Origin of the sequence: Myxococcus sp. CA051A (assembly GCF_013336705.1) — a bacterium.
GTDB classification, from domain to species: Bacteria; Myxococcota; Myxococcia; order Myxococcales; family Myxococcaceae; genus Myxococcus; species Myxococcus llanfairpwllgwyngyllgogerychwyrndrobwllllantysiliogogogochensis.
The window spans coordinates 664203-682251 of the sequence record NZ_JABUMS010000004.1; the positions used below are offsets into that span (position 1 = coordinate 664203).

Sequence of the window (18049 nt, forward strand, 5' to 3'; positions counted from 1 at the left end):
ATGGCTGATCCCGAACCCCTCATAGGCATCGACCTGGGGACGACGAACAGCATCGTCGCCACCGTCCAGGACGGGCAGCCCGTCGTCATCAAGAACCGCACGGGCCAGGCGCTCACGCCGTCGGTCATCGCCGTGTCCAAGAACGGCAAGCGGCTGGTGGGTGGCATCGCCAAGCGTCAGGCCATCACCAACCCGCAGGAGACGGTGTACGCGGCCAAGCGGCTCATCGGCCGGAAGTTCTCCTCGCACGAGGTGCAGGACGCGCTGCGCTCCTTGCCCTACGAGGTGGTGCCGGGGCAGCACGATGACCTGCGCATCCGCATGGGCGGCAAGGACATGTCGGTTCCGGAGATCAGCGCCATGATCCTCCAGGAGTTGAAGGCGGACGCGGAGGCGCACTTCGGCAGGCCGGTGAGCAAGGCCGTCGTCACGGTGCCGGCGTACTTCAACGACGCCCAACGGCAGGCCACCAAGGACGCGGGGCGCATCGCCGGGTTGGACGTGCTGCGCATCATCAACGAGCCCACCGCGGCGGCGCTGGCGTATGGCTTCAGCCGCACCGTGAATGGCCGCGTGGCCGTGTTGGACCTGGGCGGCGGCACGTTCGACGTGTCCGTGCTGGAGATCAACCAGGGTGTCTTCGACGTGGTGGGCACCGGCGGCGACACGTACCTGGGGGGCGAGGACTGGGACAACCGCATCATCGAGTGGCTCGTCTTCGGCTTCGCGAAGGAGCACGGCATCGACCTGCGCAAGGACCGCATGGCGTTGCAGCGGCTCAAGGACGCGGCGGAGAAGGCGAAGGTGGAGCTGTCGAGCGTGAAGGAGACGCAGCTCAACCTTCCGTTCATCAGCACGCCTCCCGGTGGCGGCGCCGCGCTGCACCTGCAGGCCGCGTTGTCCCGCGAGAAGCTGGATGACCTGACGGCGGACCTGGCCGAGCGCGTGGTGGGCATCACCACGGAGGTGCTGGGCGAGGCGGGCGTGCGGGCCTCGGAGCTGAAGGAAGTCATCCTCGTCGGTGGCATGTCGCGCATGCCCAAGATTGTCGAGGCGGTGCGCGGCTACTTCCGCCGTGAGCCGTGCAAGGGCGTGCATCCGGACGAGGTGGTGGCGCTGGGCGCCGCGGTGCAGGCGCACGCGCTGGTGGCGCAGGAGGGCGAGCTGCTGCTCCTGGACGTCACGCCGCAGAGCCTGGGGGTGGCCATCGCCGGCGGCTACGTGCGGCGCATCATCCCGAAGAACACGACGGTGCCCACGTCGGCCACGGAGGTCTTCGCGACGTCGAAGGACTTCCAGCGGCTGGTGAAGATCATGGTGCTCCAGGGCGAGCACGAGCTGGCGCACCAGAACGAGCTGCTGGGCGAGTTCGTCCTCACCGGTCTGCGCGAGGCACCTCGGGGTCAGGTGGAAATCGAGGTGACGTTCGACATCAACGCGGAGGGCATCGTCTCCGTCTCCGCGCGCGACAGGGAGACGGGCCTGCGCCAGTCCATCACCGTCACCGCGTCCAGTGGACTCACCGAGGAAGAGCTCAAGCGCATCATGGACGAACAGCGCGGCTACCTCATGGCCGCGCGCATCTCCGAGGAACTCAAGGTCAAGCGCATGGAGCTGGACTCGCTCGCGCGCGACGTCATGGATGCGCTGACGCGAGCGAGGCTGTTGCCCGGGGGTGGTGGGCTTCCCGCCGACGCGGTGCCTCGCGCGGAGCAGGTGCTGGAACATGCGCGGCAGGTCCGCGCGGGTGAGGACGTGGGGGCGCTGGGCCGCGCGTGTGAGCTGCTCACGGGATGTCTGACCCAGCTCAAGGGCCCGTCACGCAGTGGCATGGGGCGATAGATGAGCACCCAGCGCGCCAACCAGCTCGTCGAGGCGGGACTGTGGCTGCGCCTGAGTGGCGACGCCCAGGGTGCGCAGAAGCTGTTCGAGCGGGCGCTCGTGCTGGACCCCGACAATGTCCGGGCGCGCGAATCCCTGGCCGCGCTGGAGACCCCATTCGGACGGAGTAGCCCGTTCGCGGGGGCATCGGCGGATGCGTCCACGCGAGGCACGCCACTGCCCTCGCTGGATGGCGACTGGGGCGCGTGGGCCGAAGGCGAGGGCCATCCGCTGGACGAAGAGGACGAGGAGCGTTCTCCCAGCGTGCTGATTCCAGAGGGCGACGGACCTCCACCGGGAGGTGACGTGCTGGACCTGCTCTCGCGCGATGAGCCCACCACGCAGGAGTACGGCGTCCCCGAGGGTGACACGGACGAGTTCGGTGTCCCCGTCACGGAGAGCGAGCTGGAGCGGTTGCTGCGCGGCGCGGCCGACCTGCTGGAGCTGGATGACCACTCGGGCGCGGTGGACCTGTTGTTCAAGGCGCAGGAGCTGGCGCCGGGAGACCCGCGCGTGGATGTGCTGCTCATCCGCAGCGAGCGCATGCTGATGGCCATGCTGGAGTCGAAGCTGGGCGACCTGGGCCGTGTGCCCCGCGTGCGTCTCCAGCCGGACGACATCATCTGGCTCAGCCTGGACCACCGCGCGGGCTTCGTGCTCGCGCAGATTGATGGCGCCGTGACGTTCGAGGACCTCTTCTCGCTGTCCGGGATGACGCGGCTGGATACCGCCCGCATCCTCGCCCAGCTCCTCGACGAAGGCGTCATCGCCGCCGCCTGACCTCCCTCGAAGCCGGGTCCACGCAGGCGCGCCTTTTTCAGGTCGATTGACAGGGTCCTGTCATGATGACAGGTTATTTCTTGTTTGCGCGTGAGTCGAGGCCACTCCTGGGCCCGCGTCGCGCGGGAGGCACACACCCATGAAGCATGACGCCAGCATTCCGGCGCTGCCCTGTGTCGCGCTCGAACCGACGCTCGAGTTCTATGGGCTGCTGGGCTTCGAGGTGACGTACCAGCAGCGCCTGCCGAATCCCTACGCGGCGACGCGGCGTGGAGGGGCCCAGCTCCACTTCTTTGGCGTGAAGGGGTTGGACCCGCTGGCGGCCTATAGCTGCTGTCTCATCATCGTCGACGAAGTCGAGGAGCTGCACGAAGGCTTCGCGGCGGCCCTGCGAAAGACCTACGGCAAGGTGCCCGTGCGAGGCGTGCCGAGAATCACCCGGATGAAGAAGGGGCAGACACGCTTCACCGTCGTCGACCCGTCCGGCAACAGCGTGATGTTCATCCGTCGCGACGAGCCTGGTGGCTACGGTGACGACGAGGACGACTCCGCCACGCTGTTGGGCAAGGCGCTGAAGACCGCCCGGAGGCTGCGTGACTTCAAGAGTGACGACGCGACGGCCGCGAAGGTCCTCGACGCCGCGCTGAAGAAGCCCGATGCCGGCACGCCGCTGGAGCGAGCGCGGGCGCTGGTGGCTCGTGCCGAGCTGGCCGTGGCGCTGGCGGACCTGCCACGCGCGAATCAATCGCTCCGCGAATTCGACGCCCTGGTGCTCCCGGCTTCGGAGCGGGCGTCGCTCGAGGCGGACAGGGCCGCGGTCGACACCCTCATGCGCACCCAGGAGTAGGGCGGGCCCGGGGGCAATGACCCCGAGCCCACGTGCCACGGCTACGCGCGGACGACGCCCGTCCAGACGCCCTTCACCACGACGTCGCCGCGCTGGTTGCGCGACTCCGTGCTGACGACGACGAACTCCTTGCCGGCCTTCACGTAGATGTTCTCGATGCGGCCCGTGGTCGTCATCACGTCGCCGGGGCGCATGACGTCCAGGAACTCCAGCTCCTGTTCACCGTGCACCAGCATCAGCAGATTCACGCCCAGCTCCGGGTCCGCGACGGCCGCGCCGAACGGGCGGATGGCGAAGACGACGGCGAAGCTGGGGAACGCAATCAGGTCGCCGTACGGGCCCTGCTTCGCGGCGGTGTCGTCGTAGAGGAGGGGACTGACGTGCTCAGGCGGCTCGCCCGGTGTGCCGGCGGCGGGATGCGCGCCTCCCACGGCCAGGGTGAACTCGCGCAGCTTCTCCGCGCCAATCGTGTACGTGTACGGGCCGTATTCCCGGCCGATGAAGCGCTTGTCGATGGCCATGGCGACTATCCGATGGAGGCTTCGACGACGGCGCCCTTGAGGACGGCCTCGCCGCGCTGGTTGGTGGCGGTGACTTCCGTGGTGAGCCGGTCCGCTTCGATGGCGGTGACCTTGCCTTCGAACGTCACGACGTCCTCGGGACGAACAGGGCGAGAGAAGCGCACCTTCACCTTGCGGATGCGGCCCGGGTCTCCCACGAAGACGGCGACGGCTTCCACCGCCCAGCCCAGCGTGCAGAGCCCCTGCAAGATGACGCCGTCGAGGCCGGCCACCTTGCCGACCTCCGGGTCGATGTGGATGGGATTGAAGTCCCCGGATGCGCCCGCGTAGTAGATCGGCCGGTACAGGTCGCACTCGCGGACGTGCGTGAAGGTATCGCCTACCTGGAAGGTGCGTGCCATGAGGCCCCCTGATTTAGCACGGAGGCCCCGCTCGCTCACCCCGTCGCGGAGCCCTGGTCCAACGGGTCATCCACTTCAGAGCCTTCTCGGCGCTTGCGGTACTGCTCGCGCACATACGCCACCAACTGGTCCAGGTACGAGGACAGGGGAGGGCAACGCACGCCCGTGCCGTCCAAGAGCTCCAGCGTGTTGTGACAGTTGTAGATGGCCAGATGGTTCACATAGCTGATGGCCGCGCGCTGCGGCCGGGCCAGCTTCTCCAGCACCGGCAGCCGCAGCATGACGTCCGCCGCGCGCGCCGACAGGTTGAAGCGCGGCAGCTTCTTGTTCGCCTTCTCCGCGATGAGCTCGTACACGCGCCGTGCGCTCATCGGGTTCGGGTCCACCAGGTGGAACGTGCGGCCCGCGGCGCGAGGGTCCTTCGACAAGCGCCACACCGCCTCCACCACGTAGTCCACCGGCACCACGTTGAGCGGCGCCACGCCGTTGCCGGGCAGGGGCAGCGGCACGACCAGCGGCGACGTGACGAGCAGGATGCCCAGGTAGTAGGGCCCCTCGAACTTGTCGATCTCCCCCGTGCGCGAATCGCCCACCACGCTGGAGGGCCGGTACACGGTGACGGGCAGGGTGGAGCTGGCGCGCATCACCAACCGCTCGGCCTGGAACTTCGTCTCCTCGTAGGGATTGCGGAAGCCCTGGCCGCGGTCCAGCTCGTCCTCGGCGATGACGCCCACGCGGTCGCCGGACACGTAGCAGGTGGAGAAGTGGTTGAAGCGCGCCAGGTGCTCGCAGTCGCGCGCGAGCTCCAGCATGTTGCGCGTGCCGTCCACATTCACGCGCCACGCGGTGTCCTTGGCCACGCCCAGCTGCGCCACCGCCGCCAGGTGGAAGATGTCCGTCACCCGCTCGCACAGGCGCTGGTACTCCTCGCCCGACAGGCCCAGGTGCATGTCCACCACGTCACCGGTGAGCAGCTCCACCGTGGCGCCCTTCAGCTTGGACGCGTGCTTCTGCGCTTCCTTGAGCGCCTTGGGCTGCACCAGCGCGTAGACGTGCCCTTTCGGGTCCTCCCGCGCGATGTGCTCCACCAGCCGCTTGCCGATGAACCCCGGATAGCCGGTGATGAAATACGTCCCAGCACCGGTCTTCTTGCGCGTCTCGCTCATTGCGCGCGGAGCATACTCGCCCGTCAGCCGCGCGCGAGCATGGCGCGCCAGACCGACTCCACTTGCTCCCGGGTGGATGACAGGTCCTGGCTGTTGTCGATGACCCACGTCGCGTGGACCCGCTTGCCGTCCAGGGGGAGCTGGGCGGCCAGCCGAGCCTCGGCGGCCGTCGCATCCAGCCCGTCACGCGCCATCAGCCGTGCTTTTTGCAGGTCCCGGGGCACCCACACCAGCGCCACCCCCTCCATCCACTCGTGCATCCCGGCCTCGATCAGCAGCGGGACGTCGTAGATGACACGCTCCACGCCCCGAGCCGTCAGCGCCTCGAGCTTCTCCATGAAGGCCTCGCGAACGCGAGGGTGGGTGATGGCGTTGAGGGCGGCGCGCTCCGTGTCGTTGCCGAACACGTGCGCGCCCAGCTTCGCTCGGTCCAGGCGGCCGTCGGGGCCCACCACGCCAGGGAAGCGCTCCGCGATGGCGGCGAGGCCCGGCGTGCCCGGCTCGACGACTTCGCGGGCGAGCACGTCCGCGTCGAGCACCTCCGCGCCCAGCTCCCGGAGCATCCGGGTGACGGTGCTCTTTCCGGAACCGATGCCGCCCGTCAGTCCGAAGACGTGCATCCGCGGGCCTACTTCGCGGCCTTCTGCGTGGTGAAGGTGAACGACTGCACCGTCTTGCCGTCCTCGTTGAAGAAGATGGCCAGCCCCAGCTTCGGGTAGAGGAAGTAGGTGCGGAAGTCGTCCGTCAGCTTGCGCTGGTAGCACGGCGAGGAGGGCACGGGGCCGGAGGGGCAGGCGGGGCCGTAGCTCGTCTCGATGGTCTCCTTGTCGATGACGGGCCCGGGGAAGACGTCGATGCGCTCGATGAGTCCCGTGCCGGGGTCCACCTTGAACTGCGCCTGGCTGGTGCCCTTGATGGCCTCCTTGCCGAGGTAGGCGATGGTCTCCTTGCCGTCCTGGCTGACGGTGCGCGAGGGCTCGCCGAACTTCTTGACGACCTCGTCCTTCTTGGTGACGCCGGGCTCCACGCCCTGCCACGGCTTGGCGACAGCGGGGAAGGCGACGGCAATCACGGCGAGCGCAATCAAGGTCCTCATCACGACTTCCTCCCTAATGGAAAGGGCGGGCGGGGCTCAAGCGCTGCCCTCTCTTTTCAACGGACGATTCCGACGGGCATTCAACCACGAGACGCCTTGCCCCGTCCGGGGGGGTCTGCTACTTCGCGAGCCATGCGCGCTCCTGGCTCCAGGATTCTTTCCGTCCTCCTGCTGGCCCTCTGTGGCGCGGCCGGGGCGGCTGATTTCGTCGGCGCTGACAGTTGCAAGGGCTGCCACCCGGAGGCCTACGAGGCGTGGATGCAGTCCAAACACGCCCGGGCGGTGAGCTCCCTCTCCGAGCAGCAGCAGAAGGACGGCCGCTGCCTGTCGTGCCACTCACCGGACCAGGTGGCGCAGACGCAGGCCAGTGTGAGCTGCGAGACATGTCACGGCGGCGGCCAGTACTACTCGCCCGAGTACGTGATGAAGGACCCGGAGCTGGCGCGCCTGGTGGGGTTGGTGGACCCGTCCGAGAAGCAGTGCCGCTCCTGCCACGACGCCTCCTCGCCCTCCTTGCGGCCGTTCGACTTCAAGGAGTCGCTCAAGGCCATTGACCACTGGTCGGCCGAACGCGCCCGTCGCGCGGCCCGGACCGAGGCCCCGGCCACTCCCCCCTCCACCGCGAAGAAATAGTCGATTGATCAAGATTCTGGACGCCCGTTTCGTCGTCACCGCGGTGGAGCCCAAGGGCTACCCGCAGGGACATACCGCCGAGGTGGCCTTCGTTGGCCGCTCCAACGTTGGTAAGTCCTCCATGATCAACACCCTCACCGGCCGCAAGAAGCTGGTGCGCGTGTCGAACACCCCGGGCCGTACCCGGACGCTCAACTTCTTCGACGTGGACCTGGAGCGCGGCACCTTCCGCCACCAGGTGCGCCTGTGTGACTTGCCGGGCTACGGCTTCGCCCGCGCGAGCAAGGCGGACAAGGCCCAGTGGGAGCAGATGATCACCACCTACCTCGAGAAGCGGCATCGGCTCGAAGTGGTGGTGAGCATCATCGACGCGGAGGTCGGCCCGACGCCGGACGACCTGGCCACGCTCGATTATCTGCAATCCCACAAGCGCAAGGTGCTGGTGGTGGCCACGAAGATCGACCGGCTCACCAAGGCCAAGACGCTGCCCCGGCTCCAGGAGCTGTCGCGTCAGCTGGACCTGCCCATGGAGGCGATTCTTCCGTTCTCCTCGACGGAGCGGCGGGGCGTGGACGAGGTCTGGGGCGCGCTCCTGGACACCTTCGGCAAGGCCTCGCGCGTTTGAGCCCAGGCTCCGGTACCCCGGGGCTCCATCGTCTAACCCGCTTCAGCATAGTCCGTTAAGGCAGCCCCCTCGGAGAGGTCATTCGCCCCACTCCGAGCGCGGTTAACTGACATACCTGAAGCGGGTTAGTCGCCGCTCTCCGTGGCGTTCCCCTCCCGACGAGGGAGGCGCTGTGGTAGGCACGGCGCCGTGTCCTCCGAGAACGGCAAGGGTAATGGCAGGGATTCGCAGCTCGCCCTGCGCGAGTTGCAGCAGCAGTTGATGAGGCTGTCACCCCGGAGGCGCATGGACGCGCTTCTGGAGGGAGCGGATGCACAGGCGTTGGTGCGCGCCCTGCCTCCGGAGAGCCTCTACGTCACCATCCAGGAAGTGGGGCTCGAGGACGCGACGGAGCTGGTGCAGCTCGCGTCGCCCGGCCAGTTCCGCGCCTTCGTGGACCTGGGCGCGTGGAAGCGCGACAAGCTGGACTCGCACGCCGTGCTGACGTGGCTGCGCGCCGCGCGCGGCGGCTTCGATGACACCCCGGAGTTCCTGCGCAAGCTGCACGCGGTGGACATGGAGGTGCTCGAGTACCTGCTGCACGAACTGGTCGCCGTGCATGACCTGGAGGAGAACCCGGACGTCAACCCGCAGGGGGTGACGCTGGAGACTCCGGAGGGTCGCTACCTGGTCGAAATCAAGGCCGAGGGCGCGGAGATGTCCGCGGTGCGCGCGCTCGTCACCGACCTCATCGCGGAGAACCCCTTCGAGGCCGTGCGCCTGCTGGAGGCCGTGCGCTGGGAGGTTCCCGCCGAGCTGGAGGAGACGGCCTTCCAGTTCCGCAAGGCGCGTCTGCTCGATTTGGGCTTCCCGACGCTGGAGGACGCGATGGCCCTCTTCAGCCGCGTGGACGTTCCGTCGCGTCGGCCCTCGAGTACGTCAACCCCGGCGGCGCTGACGGCGTCCCAGGGCCACGTGGACTACCTGGCGGCGGCGTTCCGGGGACTGACGGAGGTCGAACGTCAGAACGCGGAGGACGAACTGGCGGGCGTGGCCAACGCGGCGTTGGTGGCGGAGCTCGCGGACCCCGGCGACCTGGACGCCGTGCGCCGGGTCGGCGAGATGGTGCGGGACTACCTCTCGCTCGGGCTGGAGCACCTGACGGGGGCGGACCCCTCGCAGGCCACCGAGGTGCTGCGCGACACGCCCCTGCGGCGCATCTTCCAGACGGGCTTCACGCTGACGCTCCAGCTCAAGTTCCGCGCGGACCGGCTGGCGAAGTCGCCGGGAGCGGTGGTGGACGGCGTGCTGCTGGTGCTGCCGGAGGAGGCCGCCGCGCTGGAGGCGCTGCGCCGCAAGCGGCCCCGTCGCGCGCTGAAGGTGGAGGGCGCGGAGCCGGTGCCGTTCCGCTCGCTGCGCGAAGTCGCCGCCAGCGAGGCCGTGCTGGCGCGCGCGGAGGCCCAGGTGGAGGTCTTCCGGGGCGTGCTGGGTGGCACGCCGGAGTCCGCGCTCGAGGCGGTGGCCCGCTTCGGTGTTCCGTTGGAGACACTTGGCGTGGAGCGCCTCTTCGCCGCCGTGGTCGCCATGGCGGTGCTGGAGGCCCGGCCGGACGCCCGCCCGGTGCCGCTGGGCCGCACGGTGGAGCTGGGCCAGCGCCTCTTCGAGGGCACCCCCCAGGCCCCGCGCCTGCTCGACTCCGCCTCCGTGCGCGCCCTGTCGGGCCTGGAGGGCGCGGTGGCCCCGGAGGCTCGCGCGGAGCTGCGCCGCATGGTGGGTGTGACGCTCACGCGGCTGTTGTCGGAGCTGGGCGCGGCGTGGCTGGAGGACGCGAAGTGGAGTCCCGTCGCGTCCGAAGTCCTGCCCATGGAGAGCCACCCGGTGCCGTAGCTTTTTCAGTCCGGGAGGGTCTCCGGGCATCCGGGGGCCTTCCGGCCTGTGGAGATCCGGGCCTTTGCGAGCCCGGACCCTGGCACGCCCTCTGCTACTGCGTGGCGCACGCGAAGGTGTACGCGCGTGAACTGCCAGAGGAGGAGGGACATGGTGCCGGGAGAGCAGGGGCAGCGCCGTGACGTGTGGGCCTTCTATGCGCTGACCGCATTCGCCGCGGTGATGTACGCGGTGCCGGGTGAGTGGATCCCCGTGCTGGCGCCGCTTCGGTTGGCGCTGCTGACGTCAGTGGTGGCCGCGGGGTTGATGGTGATTCGGAGGTTGGGGCGCGCGGAGCCGCTCTACCTGGATGGCGCGCGGGGCTGGGGGCTCATCGGCTTCTCCTGCCTGGCGGTGCTGTCCGTGTCGTGGGCGGTGAACGCGGAGGTGGCCCGCTACACGGGCATGGAGCTGTTGAAGCTGACGGCCATCTACCTCACCGTCGTCAACGTCATCTCCAATGGGCGCAGGCTCGCCGTCGTGTGCGGGTCCATTGTCCTGGCCTCCGTGGTGACGTCCATTGGCGTCATCAACTGGTACGTGGTGGGGGAGAATCTGGTGGAGGGCTTCCGCGCGCGCTGGGTGGGCGTGTACGCGGACCCGAACCACATGGCCATGAACCTGGTGCTGGTGGTGCCGCTCGCGGTGGCCTTCGTGGCCCGCAAGGGCTCGCCCTGGGTGTGGCGGGTGGCGTGTCTGCTGGCGGCGGTGCTGGCGGTGGTGGCCATCGTCCTGTCGCACTCGCGCGGTGGCTTCATCGGCCTGTCCGTCGCCATGGGCCTGTGGGCCTTCCGTGAGAAGCGCCGCATCCAGGCCATCGTCGTGGGCGCGCTCTTCGTGATGGGCCTGCTCGTCTTCGCGCCGGAGAGCTTCTGGGCCCGCAACGAGACGGTGGCGGCCTTCCACGAGGATGCGTCCGCGATGGGCCGCGTCTACGCGTGGCAGGTGGCCAGCCGCATCAGCCTGGACCGGCCGCTGCTGGGGGTGGGCGCGGGCAGCTTCCGCTACGCGTGGGCGGAGTACGCGCCTCCAGAAGCGCGGCGCGCGTACGTGGCGCACAACATCTTCCTGGACGTCGTGGGAGAGCTGGGCTGGGTGGGCCTGGCGCTCTTCATGATGTTCGCGGGAGGCGCATCCGGAGGCGCCTTCACCGCATCACGCAGTCGAGAGGTGGGCTGGATTGCACGGGCGCTGTCCGCGTCCGTGGCGGGCTACCTGACGTGTGACTTGTTCTCCGGATACATCCTCTCCGCTCACTGCTACGTGCTCTTCGGCCTGGCTGCCGCGGCGCACCGCATCGCCCGCGCGGCGGAGGTGACGGAGACGGTGGGCATCCCGGACGGACAGGCGCCTGTCGGGCCCGTGGGGGCGTGGGAGGGGTCGGGACATGCGGCGTGAGGACGTGAAGATGGGGGCCAGGCCACTGCGCCTGGTGCAGTTCACCCGGTCGTTCCACATTGGCGGCACGGAGGTGCAGGTGCTGGAGCTGCTGCGGGGCCTTCCCCCCAGCTACCAGCTCCAGGTCTCCGTACTGGAGGACGCGGGGCCGTTGATGGGCGCGGTGTGGAAGCTGGGCTACGTGGCGGAGACGTTTCCCCTGAAGGGCTCCGTCGCGCAGGCCAACACCGCGTACCAGGTGATGCGCATGGCCCGGTGGCTGAAGACCAACCGCGTGGACCTGGTCCACGTGCATGACTTCTACTCCACGCTCATCGCCGTGCCGGCCGCGAAGCTCGCTGGGACGAAGGTCATCGTCGGACGGCTGGACCTGTCCCACTGGCAGGGCAGCGCGCGGCGCGCGGTGCACTCGCGGCTGACGGCCATGGCGGACCACGTCGTCGCCAACGCGGAGGCCATCCGCCGGATGCTGGTGGAAGAGGAGGGCCTGCCCGCCTCCCGCGTCTCCGTCATCCACAACGGCCTGGACCTGGCCCGCTTCGACGCGCGGATGCGCGAGGGCCTCAAGTCCCCGTTGCCCGACACCGGCGACGCGCCCGTCATCGTCCACGTCGCCAACATGAACCACCCGGTGAAGCGCCAGGAGGACCTGCTGCTGGCGCTCGCCATGCTCCACCACGGAGGCACGCCGCTGCACGCCTTCCTCGTGGGCGACGGGCCCCGCCGCAAGAGCCTGGAGAAGCTGGCCGCGGAGCTGGGGGTGTCGGACACCGTGCACTTCCTGCGGCACCGCACGGACGTCGCCGCCATCTACGCGCGCGCCACCCTGGGCGTGCTGTGCTCCAGCGCGGAGGGCATGTCCAACGCCGTCATGGAGGGCATGGCCGCTGGCCTCCCCATGGTGGTGACGCGGGTGGGGGGGAACACCGACCTCGTCCGCGACGGCGAGCGCGGCCTCGTCGTCCCCGCCGAGCGCCCGGCGCAGCTCGCGCAGGCCTTCAACCAGCTGCTCTCGAGCCCGGAGAAGGCCAAGCGCATGGGCCGCGCGGCCCGGGACTTCGTCGCCCGCGAGCTGTCCCTGGAGCGGCTGATCCGCCTCCATGACGCGCTGTATCAACGCGTGGTCCACGGCCCCTGAGGGCATGTCAGACCGGCGTGGATACTTCGCGTCGTTGGCCGGCAATGGGGCGCCGGCTCGTCCGTAGGTGGGGTGTTCACACCCTACCTCGGAGCACCCTTCATGCTGCTGCCCCTCCTGGCCGTGCTGGCCTCCGCCGCCCCGACGACGCAGACCTGGAAGTTCGACACGGATGGAACTCCCCAGGTCCATCTTTCCAATGTTAATGGCGCGGTCCGCGTAGATGCGGTAGACGGGAATACTGTGGTAATCGAGGCGGTTCCGGAAAACCCCGACAATTCCCGGAAGCCGTTGGAGGTCGAAGTCACCCAGGAAGGTGACGAGGTGCGGGCGAGGGTGTGCTGTGGGCCGTGTGCGGAACGGCAGCAGTCATGCCGTGCGGACCAGGGCACGGTGCGGTTGACGGTGAAGGTGCCGCGCGCGTCGGAGCTGGAAGTGTCGGTCGTGAACGGGGCGGTGGTGGTGAAGGGCGTGACGGGGCCGCAGAAGCACGCCACCGTCAACGGCCGTGTGGAAGTGAACGGCTCGGAGCGACGTTTGTCGGTGAGTAGCGTTGAGGGAGAGGTGGTACTGGCTCCCCGGAAGCTCGAGGACACCGAAATCACGACGGTGTCGGGCAACGTCCGGCTGAAGCTGCCGGAGCGAGCGGACGCGCAGGTGGAATTCAGCTCTGTAGGGGGGAGTTTCAACGGGAGCAGCGTCGCCCTGGGTTCGCGGAAGAAGACCTATGGCGCGGGCACCCACGAGGTGGAAGTGAGCACCGTCGGTGGCTCGCTGACCGTCCAGGAATAGCTTTCGAGGCCCGTCTCCCAGTCAGACGGCCCGGGGCGCTCGCCGGTGAAACTCCAAGGCGCCGGCGAGCGCTCACTTTTTTGTCGGGCCCCTTTCGTCCCCACCACCGTGGCGCGAGACGAGGGGCCCCCGGCCGACGGGCCGCCCCCAGGGCGAGCCCCGGCCTTCAGGAAGCGGGCGTCCCCGCGCTCCGGTGCTCCGCGCCAATGGCCTGCGTGACGCTCGTGAAGCCATCTCTCGCGAGCAGGGCGGACAGGGCGGGGAGGATGCGGCGCACCATGCCCGGCCCCTCGTAGATGAAGCCCGTGTACACCTGCACCACGGATGCTCCCGCACGCAGCTTCTCGTAGACGTCCTCGGCGGTGAAGACGCCGCCCACGCCGATGATGGGCAGCGCTCCGCCCGAGCGCTGGTACGCGCGGCGGATGACGGCGTTGGCGGCCTCTCGCACGGGAGCGCCGGACAGGCCGCCGGCCTCCTTCGCGAGCGGATGTTCGAAGGGCCGCGCCACCGTGGTGTTGGTGGCGATGAGGCCCGCGAGCTTCTGGGCGCGCACCACGTCCACCACTTCGTCCACGGCTTCGGGCGTCAGGTCCGGGGCAATCTTGAGGAACAGCGGCTTGCCTGGAGCCACGGAGGCCAGACGCTCCTGCACCGCGCCCAGGAGCGCGGAGAGCTGCTCGGGCTCCTGGAGCTTGCGAAGGCCCGGCGTGTTGGGTGACGAGGCGTTGACCACCACGTAGTCGCCCAGGGGCGCGAGCGCGTCCACGCACGCCACGTAGTCGTCCACCGCCCGCTCCAGCGGCGTGTCCTTGTTCTTGCCCACGTTGATGCCCAGCGGGCCAGGGCGCCAGTCGCGTTGGCGCAGGTGCGCCGCGGCCACGGCGGCGCCGTGGTTGTTGAAGCCCATGCGGTTGATGACGGCCTGGTGCTCCGGCAGACGGAACAAGCGGGGCGTCGGGTTGCCCGGCTGGGGACGGGGGGTGAGGGTGCCAATCTCCACGGCGGAGAAGCCGCAGGCGAACAGGCCGTCCACCGCCTCCGCGTCCTTGTCCAGGCCCGCGGCCAGGGCCACGGGGTGGGCGAAGCGCAGGCCCGCCACCTCCACGGCCAGCGCGTCGGTGCCGCCCCTTAGGGCCCGTCCCCGCAGGGACTGGCACAGCTCCTGGGAGTGCCCCAGCTCCCTCAACCCGAAGAGGCCCAGCCGGTGCGCGGGCTCCGCCGGGAGTCGGAAGAGCAGCGAGCGAGTCAGTCCGTACATGCGCGGGCTCAGGCGGGGATGAACGACGCCTGGCGGGCCCAGGCGAGCGTCTGGTCCACCTGCTCCGGCGTGAGGATGCCGTTGTTCTCCACCAGCTCGATTTCCCGGCGCATGTCCGTCTCGAGCAGGTAGGGGCCGTCGGTGTTGATGGTGAACTTCACCTTGCGGTCCCAGAAGGTGCGGATGATGTGGCGCAGCTCCTCCACGCCCTCCACCGCCTTGGTGTGCAGGTTCGACGTCGGGCACAGCTCCAGCACGATGTCGTTCTCGCGCAGCACCTTCATCGCGTTCTCGTCATAGGCCGCGCGGATGCCGTGGCCGATGCGGTGCGGCTTGAGCTTCTCCACCACGGACATGACGCCCTCGGCGCCCGTGCCCCGCGTCTCGCCGGTGTGCACCGTGCACTTGAGCCCCGCGCGCCGCGCCCGGGCGAAGAGGTCCTCGTACTGCGCGACGACCTCCGGCTTCAGCTCCATGGCGTTGGTCTCCGTGCCGGCCAGGTCGATGCCGTACACGCCGCGCGTGCGGTACTTGATGGCCTTGTCCACCAGGATGCTGTTGAGCCGGTGGTCGAACTCGCGGGCCAGACAGAAGATGAAGCCCACCTTCACGCCGTACTCGAGTACCGCCCGGTCCATGCCGCGCAGCGCCGCGTGGATGATGTGGTCCAGGTCCAGCTCGGATTGGAGGTTGCGCTTCATGGGATTGAAGCGCAGCTCAATCTGCGTCACCCGGCTGCCCCGGTACTCCTTGCCGATGATTTCGTAGACGGAGCGCTCAATCGCGCTGGGCGACGACTGAATCTTCTCCGTCCAGGTGTGGAGGATCTTCAGGTAGTCGTCCAGGCTCCCCACCTTGCCCGGACGGGAGGTGATGAGCTCCACGAAGTCGAAGTACGTCTTGACTGGGAGCTTGAAGCCTTGCTGATGGGCGATGGACCAGAGGATGTGGGGGGCCACCGAGCCGCCCACGTGGATGTGCAGGTCGATCAGTTCACGTGCCATGGCGGTATGTATGCACAGTGCCGGGCGCGCGTAAAGGATACGGCTGTCACCGTCTCAGCAGGACGTAGACAGCCCCCGTTCCTCCGTCTTGTGGACGTGCGGTGGCGAACGCCAGCACCAGTCCGCCAATACGTTTCTGTGACAGCCACGACTTCATCAGCTCCTTCAAGACGGGCATCTGGTCCTTGGAGTGCAAACCGCGTCCGTGGACGATGAGCACGCACCGGTGGCGGGCGCGGCGGCTGTCGGAGAGGAAACGCTCCAGTGCCGCCTTCGCCTCGGGCTGCGTCTTGCCGTGCAGGTCCAACTGACCCTGGATGGAGAAGTCTCCGCGGCGCAGGGCGCGCAGCAGGTTGCGGTCCACGCCGGGGCTGGTGCCCTCCAGGAACTCGTCCGCGCCGGAGGAGATGTCGAAGTCTCCCTGGCCGGCGACCAGCTCGGAGAGCTGCGCGAGCGCCTCCGCGTTTTCGTCGATGAGCTCCGGCAGGCGCGGGTTGGACTTGGGCGCCTCGCCCCGATTCGTGATTTGCGCCACGCCGTCCATGGCGGAATAGAAGAGGGCGGCGTCGTCCTCGGCACTCTCTCGGGTCGGCTTCGCCTTGGCGCGCACGGGGGCGGCCGCGGGCTTGCGCTTCTCCGCCTCGGAGGCGGCGCGGGCCTGTGCCTCCTTCTTCTCCTGGTCCTGGATGGACTTGATGGCGCCCTTGAAGGGGTTGTTGTGGAACGCCTCGTCCTTCTTCTTCGGAGGGGATTTTTTCTGCGAGCTCATGGCGGGAGAAGACCTCGTCGTGGGCGATGGCGGGATGTAACCGGGGGCTACATCCCGCGCAGGCGCCGGATTTCCTCGTAGGCGTCGCGGACTTCCTGGAAGTGGCGGGCGACCTCTTCGGCGTCCTCGCCCTTCAGGTGGGCATGTTTGTCCGGGTGGAGCTCCGCGGCGAGCCGCCGGAAGGCGCTCTTTACCTCGGAGTCCGTGGCGTCGGGCGTCAGCCCGAGTACCTCGTAGTGGGCCGAGCTGTCACCCAGGTGCAGCGCGGCGATGGCGTGCTGCTCCTCGGCGGAGAGCTTCAGGCCGTCGCCCACCCGGCTGAGCACCTCGCGCTCGGAGCGCTGCAGGGAGCCGTCCACGAGCGACAGCTCGAAGAGCGCGTCCAGGAGCCGGCGCCGCTCGCTGGAAGGGAGCGCCTCCTGGCAGGCCGCCACGGCGTCATCGAGGTCGGGCGGGACGGAGATGAAGTCCTTGAGGCGCCCTCGGACGAACTCGAGCGAGTCCGGGCCGTACTTGAGGACCTCCTCGAAGTAGCGGCGAATCTCCCGGACCTCCTCGCGGCGGACTTCACCGTCGGCGCGAGCGACCTCCACGAAGAGGGCACAGAGGCTGCGCGTGAGGTGCGCGTCGGCCTCCTCCTGCACGGACGCGGCGTCGCGGGGCCCGCCCCGTCCCGCGAACGCGGAGGGCACGACGGGGGGAAAGTCGGCGAGGGCGTCGGGGGACTCGGCGGGCAGGGCGTTCATCTCGTCGAACCGGTGTCCGACGAAGCCACCCACTGCCCCAAGCAGGACAATGGCCCACGGACTGCCGATGAGCAGCCCGACACAGAGACCTATCATCACCCCGAGCACTTTTCCTGAGCCCATGGCCGCGGTTTCCCTCCCTACCGGGAAGGGAGTCTCTCATAGAGTGGGCCGCGCTATGGCCCAGTTGATCGACGGCAAGGCAGTGGCGGCGCGGGTGCGAGCCGAGGTGAAGGCGGAGGTGGATCGGCTCAAGGTGGAGCGGGGCCTCGTCCCCGGACTCGCCGTGGTGCGGGTGGGGGAAGACCCCGCGTCCAAGACGTATGTCACCGGAAAGAAGAAGGCCGCCGAGGAAGTGGGCTTCCACTCCTGGGAGCACCACCGGGACTCCACGGTGTCGCAGGACGAGCTCCTGGCGCTGGTGCACCGGCTCAACGAGGACCCCGCGGTGCACGGCATCCTGGTGCAGCTGCCCCTGCCCCGGCACATCGACGCGGACGTCATCATCTCCGCGGTGCGGCCGGAGAAGGACGCGGACGGCTTCCACCCGATGAACGCGGGCAGCCTGCTGCTGGGCCGCGCGGCGACCCGGCCCTGCACGCCCCTGGGCGTCATGCGGCTGTTGGAGGAGATTGGCTGCGAGCCGTCCGGCAAGCGGGCCGTCGTCGTGGGCCGCAGCAACATCGTGGGCAAGCCGATGGCGCTGATGCTCCTGCAGCGCAACGCCACCGTCACCCTCTGCCACAGCAAGAGCGACCTGCCGAGCGAGGTGTCGCGGGCGGATATCCTCGTCGTGGCGGTGGGCGTGCGGGAGTTGGTGAAGGGCGCGTGGATAAAGCCTGGCGCGGTGGTCATCGACGTGGGGATGAACCGCAAGGAGGAGGACAACAAGCTGGTGGGTGACGTGGAGTTCGCCGCCGCCTCCGAGCGCGCGTCCTTCCTCACCCCCGTGCCCGGCGGCGTCGGGCCCATGACCATCGCCATGCTCATCCGCAACACGCTCGAGGCGGCCATCCGGAGTCTTGTCCCTTCCTCCCATTGACAGTCTTTGGGGCGCTGACGTGTGTGTTTCACGACGCTCCTGGA

19 protein-coding genes are annotated in these 18049 nt (G+C 68.9%); 10 read left to right on the forward strand and 9 right to left on the reverse strand.

Translation table 11 applies throughout. From position 1 onward, the window contains the following. The 3 genes from dnaK to HUA74_RS16200 all read left to right on the forward strand — a co-directional run bounded on the left by dnaK (position 1) and on the right by HUA74_RS16200 (position 3508). Positions 1-1842, forward strand: coding sequence for a molecular chaperone DnaK (dnaK, locus tag HUA74_RS16190; protein ID WP_141646355.1), 1842 nt, complete (start codon positions 1-3; stop codon positions 1840-1842). Then, positions 1843-2661, forward strand: a complete 819-nt coding sequence (locus HUA74_RS16195) for a hypothetical protein (RefSeq protein WP_141646356.1) — start codon at positions 1843-1845, stop codon at positions 2659-2661. Positions 2662-2800: 139 nt separating this feature from the next. Beyond that, positions 2801-3508 carry a hypothetical protein gene (locus HUA74_RS16200; RefSeq protein WP_174455223.1) on the forward strand — a complete coding sequence of 236 codons (708 nt, stop codon included), beginning with the start codon at positions 2801-2803 and terminating at the stop codon, positions 3506-3508. A gap of 41 nt (positions 3509-3549) precedes the next feature. Here the strand turns inward: HUA74_RS16200 and HUA74_RS16205 are convergent, their stop codons facing one another. From HUA74_RS16205 to HUA74_RS16225, 5 genes are read right to left on the reverse strand one after another with little or no spacing between them, the layout of a single operon-like run. Continuing rightward, positions 3550-4029, reverse strand: coding sequence for a MaoC family dehydratase N-terminal domain-containing protein (locus tag HUA74_RS16205; RefSeq protein WP_174455224.1), 480 nt, complete (start codon positions 4027-4029; stop codon positions 3550-3552). A 5-nt stretch (positions 4030-4034) separates the two neighbouring features. Then, the gene (locus HUA74_RS16210; protein ID WP_174455225.1) at positions 4035-4430 is read right to left on the reverse strand and encodes a MaoC/PaaZ C-terminal domain-containing protein; all 396 of its coding nucleotides are present in this window, start codon (positions 4428-4430) and stop codon (positions 4035-4037) included. A 35-nt stretch (positions 4431-4465) separates the two neighbouring features. Then, complete coding sequence (locus tag HUA74_RS16215) at positions 4466-5596, reverse strand: SDR family oxidoreductase (RefSeq protein ID WP_174455226.1); 1131 nt, start codon at positions 5594-5596, stop codon at positions 4466-4468. Positions 5597-5619: 23 nt separating this feature from the next. Next, positions 5620-6216, reverse strand: coding sequence for a dephospho-CoA kinase (gene coaE, locus HUA74_RS16220; protein WP_174455227.1), 597 nt, complete (start codon positions 6214-6216; stop codon positions 5620-5622). 8 nt (positions 6217-6224) lie between these two features. Then, on the reverse strand, positions 6225-6692 hold the full coding sequence (locus tag HUA74_RS16225) for a hypothetical protein (RefSeq protein WP_174455228.1): 468 nt from the start codon (positions 6690-6692) through the stop codon (positions 6225-6227). 258 nt (positions 6693-6950) lie between these two features. Between HUA74_RS16225 and HUA74_RS16230 the strand changes: the two genes are divergently transcribed. From HUA74_RS16230 to HUA74_RS45155, 6 genes are all read left to right on the forward strand, one after another. Continuing rightward, the gene (locus HUA74_RS16230; RefSeq protein WP_254625070.1) at positions 6951-7325 is read left to right on the forward strand and encodes a hypothetical protein; all 375 of its coding nucleotides are present in this window, start codon (positions 6951-6953) and stop codon (positions 7323-7325) included. Between the two features lie 4 nt (positions 7326-7329). Further along, positions 7330-7950, forward strand: coding sequence for a ribosome biogenesis GTP-binding protein YihA/YsxC (yihA, locus tag HUA74_RS16235; protein ID WP_141646363.1), 621 nt, complete (start codon positions 7330-7332; stop codon positions 7948-7950). Between the two features lie 141 nt (positions 7951-8091). After that, positions 8092-9816 (forward strand): DUF6178 family protein, encoded by a 1725-nt coding sequence (locus HUA74_RS16240; protein WP_141646364.1) that lies wholly within the window; start codon positions 8092-8094, stop codon positions 9814-9816. A 150-nt stretch (positions 9817-9966) separates the two neighbouring features. Further along, on the forward strand, positions 9967-11253 hold the full coding sequence (gene exoJ, locus HUA74_RS16245; RefSeq protein ID WP_141646365.1) for a spore coat polysaccharide polymerase ExoJ: 1287 nt from the start codon (positions 9967-9969) through the stop codon (positions 11251-11253). Then, a complete protein-coding gene (gene exoK, locus HUA74_RS16250) occupies positions 11243-12391 on the forward strand; it encodes a spore coat polysaccharide biosynthesis glycosyltransferase ExoK (protein WP_174455229.1) in 1149 nt (382 codons plus the stop codon). The genes exoJ and exoK overlap by 11 nt, the downstream gene beginning before the upstream one ends. Positions 12392-12493: 102 nt before the next feature. Beyond that, on the forward strand, positions 12494-13183 hold the full coding sequence (locus tag HUA74_RS45155) for a DUF4097 family beta strand repeat-containing protein (protein ID WP_217440170.1): 690 nt from the start codon (positions 12494-12496) through the stop codon (positions 13181-13183). A 166-nt stretch (positions 13184-13349) separates the two neighbouring features. Here HUA74_RS45155 and HUA74_RS16260 read toward each other — a convergent pair whose 3' ends face one another. Genes HUA74_RS16260 through HUA74_RS16275 form a run of 4 tightly spaced genes read right to left on the reverse strand, consistent with a single transcriptional unit; the run spans position 13350 to position 17086 of the window. Beyond that, positions 13350-14444 (reverse strand): quinone-dependent dihydroorotate dehydrogenase, encoded by a 1095-nt coding sequence (locus tag HUA74_RS16260; RefSeq protein WP_174455230.1) that lies wholly within the window; start codon positions 14442-14444, stop codon positions 13350-13352. An 8-nt stretch (positions 14445-14452) separates the two neighbouring features. Then, positions 14453-15448, reverse strand: a complete 996-nt coding sequence (locus HUA74_RS16265) for an adenosine deaminase (protein WP_174455231.1) — start codon at positions 15446-15448, stop codon at positions 14453-14455. A 46-nt stretch (positions 15449-15494) separates the two neighbouring features. After that, the gene (locus HUA74_RS16270; protein ID WP_141648752.1) at positions 15495-16217 is read right to left on the reverse strand and encodes a Smr/MutS family protein; all 723 of its coding nucleotides are present in this window, start codon (positions 16215-16217) and stop codon (positions 15495-15497) included. Positions 16218-16264: 47 nt separating this feature from the next. After that, positions 16265-17086 carry a TerB family tellurite resistance protein gene (locus HUA74_RS16275; protein WP_141648751.1) on the reverse strand — a complete coding sequence of 274 codons (822 nt, stop codon included), beginning with the start codon at positions 17084-17086 and terminating at the stop codon, positions 16265-16267. A 55-nt stretch (positions 17087-17141) separates the two neighbouring features. Here HUA74_RS16275 and folD point away from each other — a divergent pair, with 55 nt between their 5' ends. Continuing rightward, a complete protein-coding gene (gene folD / locus HUA74_RS16280; RefSeq protein WP_174455232.1) occupies positions 17142-18005 on the forward strand; it encodes a bifunctional methylenetetrahydrofolate dehydrogenase/methenyltetrahydrofolate cyclohydrolase FolD in 864 nt (287 codons plus the stop codon). Positions 18006-18049: the final 44 nt, after the last annotated feature.

What these genes read in the sequence shown, in the direction of transcription:
- dnaK (WP_141646355.1), top strand. Translation starts at nt 1, where the DNA reads ATGGCTGATCCCGAACCCCTCATAGGCATCGACCTGGGGACGACGAAC.
- HUA74_RS16195 (WP_141646356.1), top strand. Translation starts at nt 1,843, where the DNA reads ATGAGCACCCAGCGCGCCAACCAGCTCGTCGAGGCGGGACTGTGGCTG.
- HUA74_RS16200 (WP_174455223.1), top strand. Translation starts at nt 2,801, where the DNA reads ATGAAGCATGACGCCAGCATTCCGGCGCTGCCCTGTGTCGCGCTCGAA.
- HUA74_RS16205 (WP_174455224.1), bottom strand. Translation starts at nt 4,029, where the DNA reads ATGGCCATCGACAAGCGCTTCATCGGCCGGGAATACGGCCCGTACACG.
- HUA74_RS16210 (WP_174455225.1), bottom strand. Translation starts at nt 4,430, where the DNA reads ATGGCACGCACCTTCCAGGTAGGCGATACCTTCACGCACGTCCGCGAG.
- HUA74_RS16215 (WP_174455226.1), bottom strand. Translation starts at nt 5,596, where the DNA reads ATGAGCGAGACGCGCAAGAAGACCGGTGCTGGGACGTATTTCATCACC.
- coaE (WP_174455227.1), bottom strand. Translation starts at nt 6,216, where the DNA reads ATGCACGTCTTCGGACTGACGGGCGGCATCGGTTCCGGAAAGAGCACC.
- HUA74_RS16225 (WP_174455228.1), bottom strand. Translation starts at nt 6,692, where the DNA reads ATGAGGACCTTGATTGCGCTCGCCGTGATTGCCGTCGCCTTCCCCGCT.
- HUA74_RS16230 (WP_254625070.1), top strand. Translation starts at nt 6,951, where the DNA reads ATGCAGTCCAAACACGCCCGGGCGGTGAGCTCCCTCTCCGAGCAGCAG.
- exoJ (WP_141646365.1), top strand. Translation starts at nt 9,967, where the DNA reads ATGGTGCCGGGAGAGCAGGGGCAGCGCCGTGACGTGTGGGCCTTCTAT.
- exoK (WP_174455229.1), top strand. Translation starts at nt 11,243, where the DNA reads ATGCGGCGTGAGGACGTGAAGATGGGGGCCAGGCCACTGCGCCTGGTG.
- HUA74_RS45155 (WP_217440170.1), top strand. Translation starts at nt 12,494, where the DNA reads ATGCTGCTGCCCCTCCTGGCCGTGCTGGCCTCCGCCGCCCCGACGACG.
- HUA74_RS16260 (WP_174455230.1), bottom strand. Translation starts at nt 14,444, where the DNA reads ATGTACGGACTGACTCGCTCGCTGCTCTTCCGACTCCCGGCGGAGCCC.
- HUA74_RS16265 (WP_174455231.1), bottom strand. Translation starts at nt 15,448, where the DNA reads ATGGCACGTGAACTGATCGACCTGCACATCCACGTGGGCGGCTCGGTG.
- HUA74_RS16270 (WP_141648752.1), bottom strand. Translation starts at nt 16,217, where the DNA reads ATGAGCTCGCAGAAAAAATCCCCTCCGAAGAAGAAGGACGAGGCGTTC.
- HUA74_RS16275 (WP_141648751.1), bottom strand. Translation starts at nt 17,086, where the DNA reads ATGGGCTCAGGAAAAGTGCTCGGGGTGATGATAGGTCTCTGTGTCGGG.
- folD (WP_174455232.1), top strand. Translation starts at nt 17,142, where the DNA reads ATGGCCCAGTTGATCGACGGCAAGGCAGTGGCGGCGCGGGTGCGAGCC.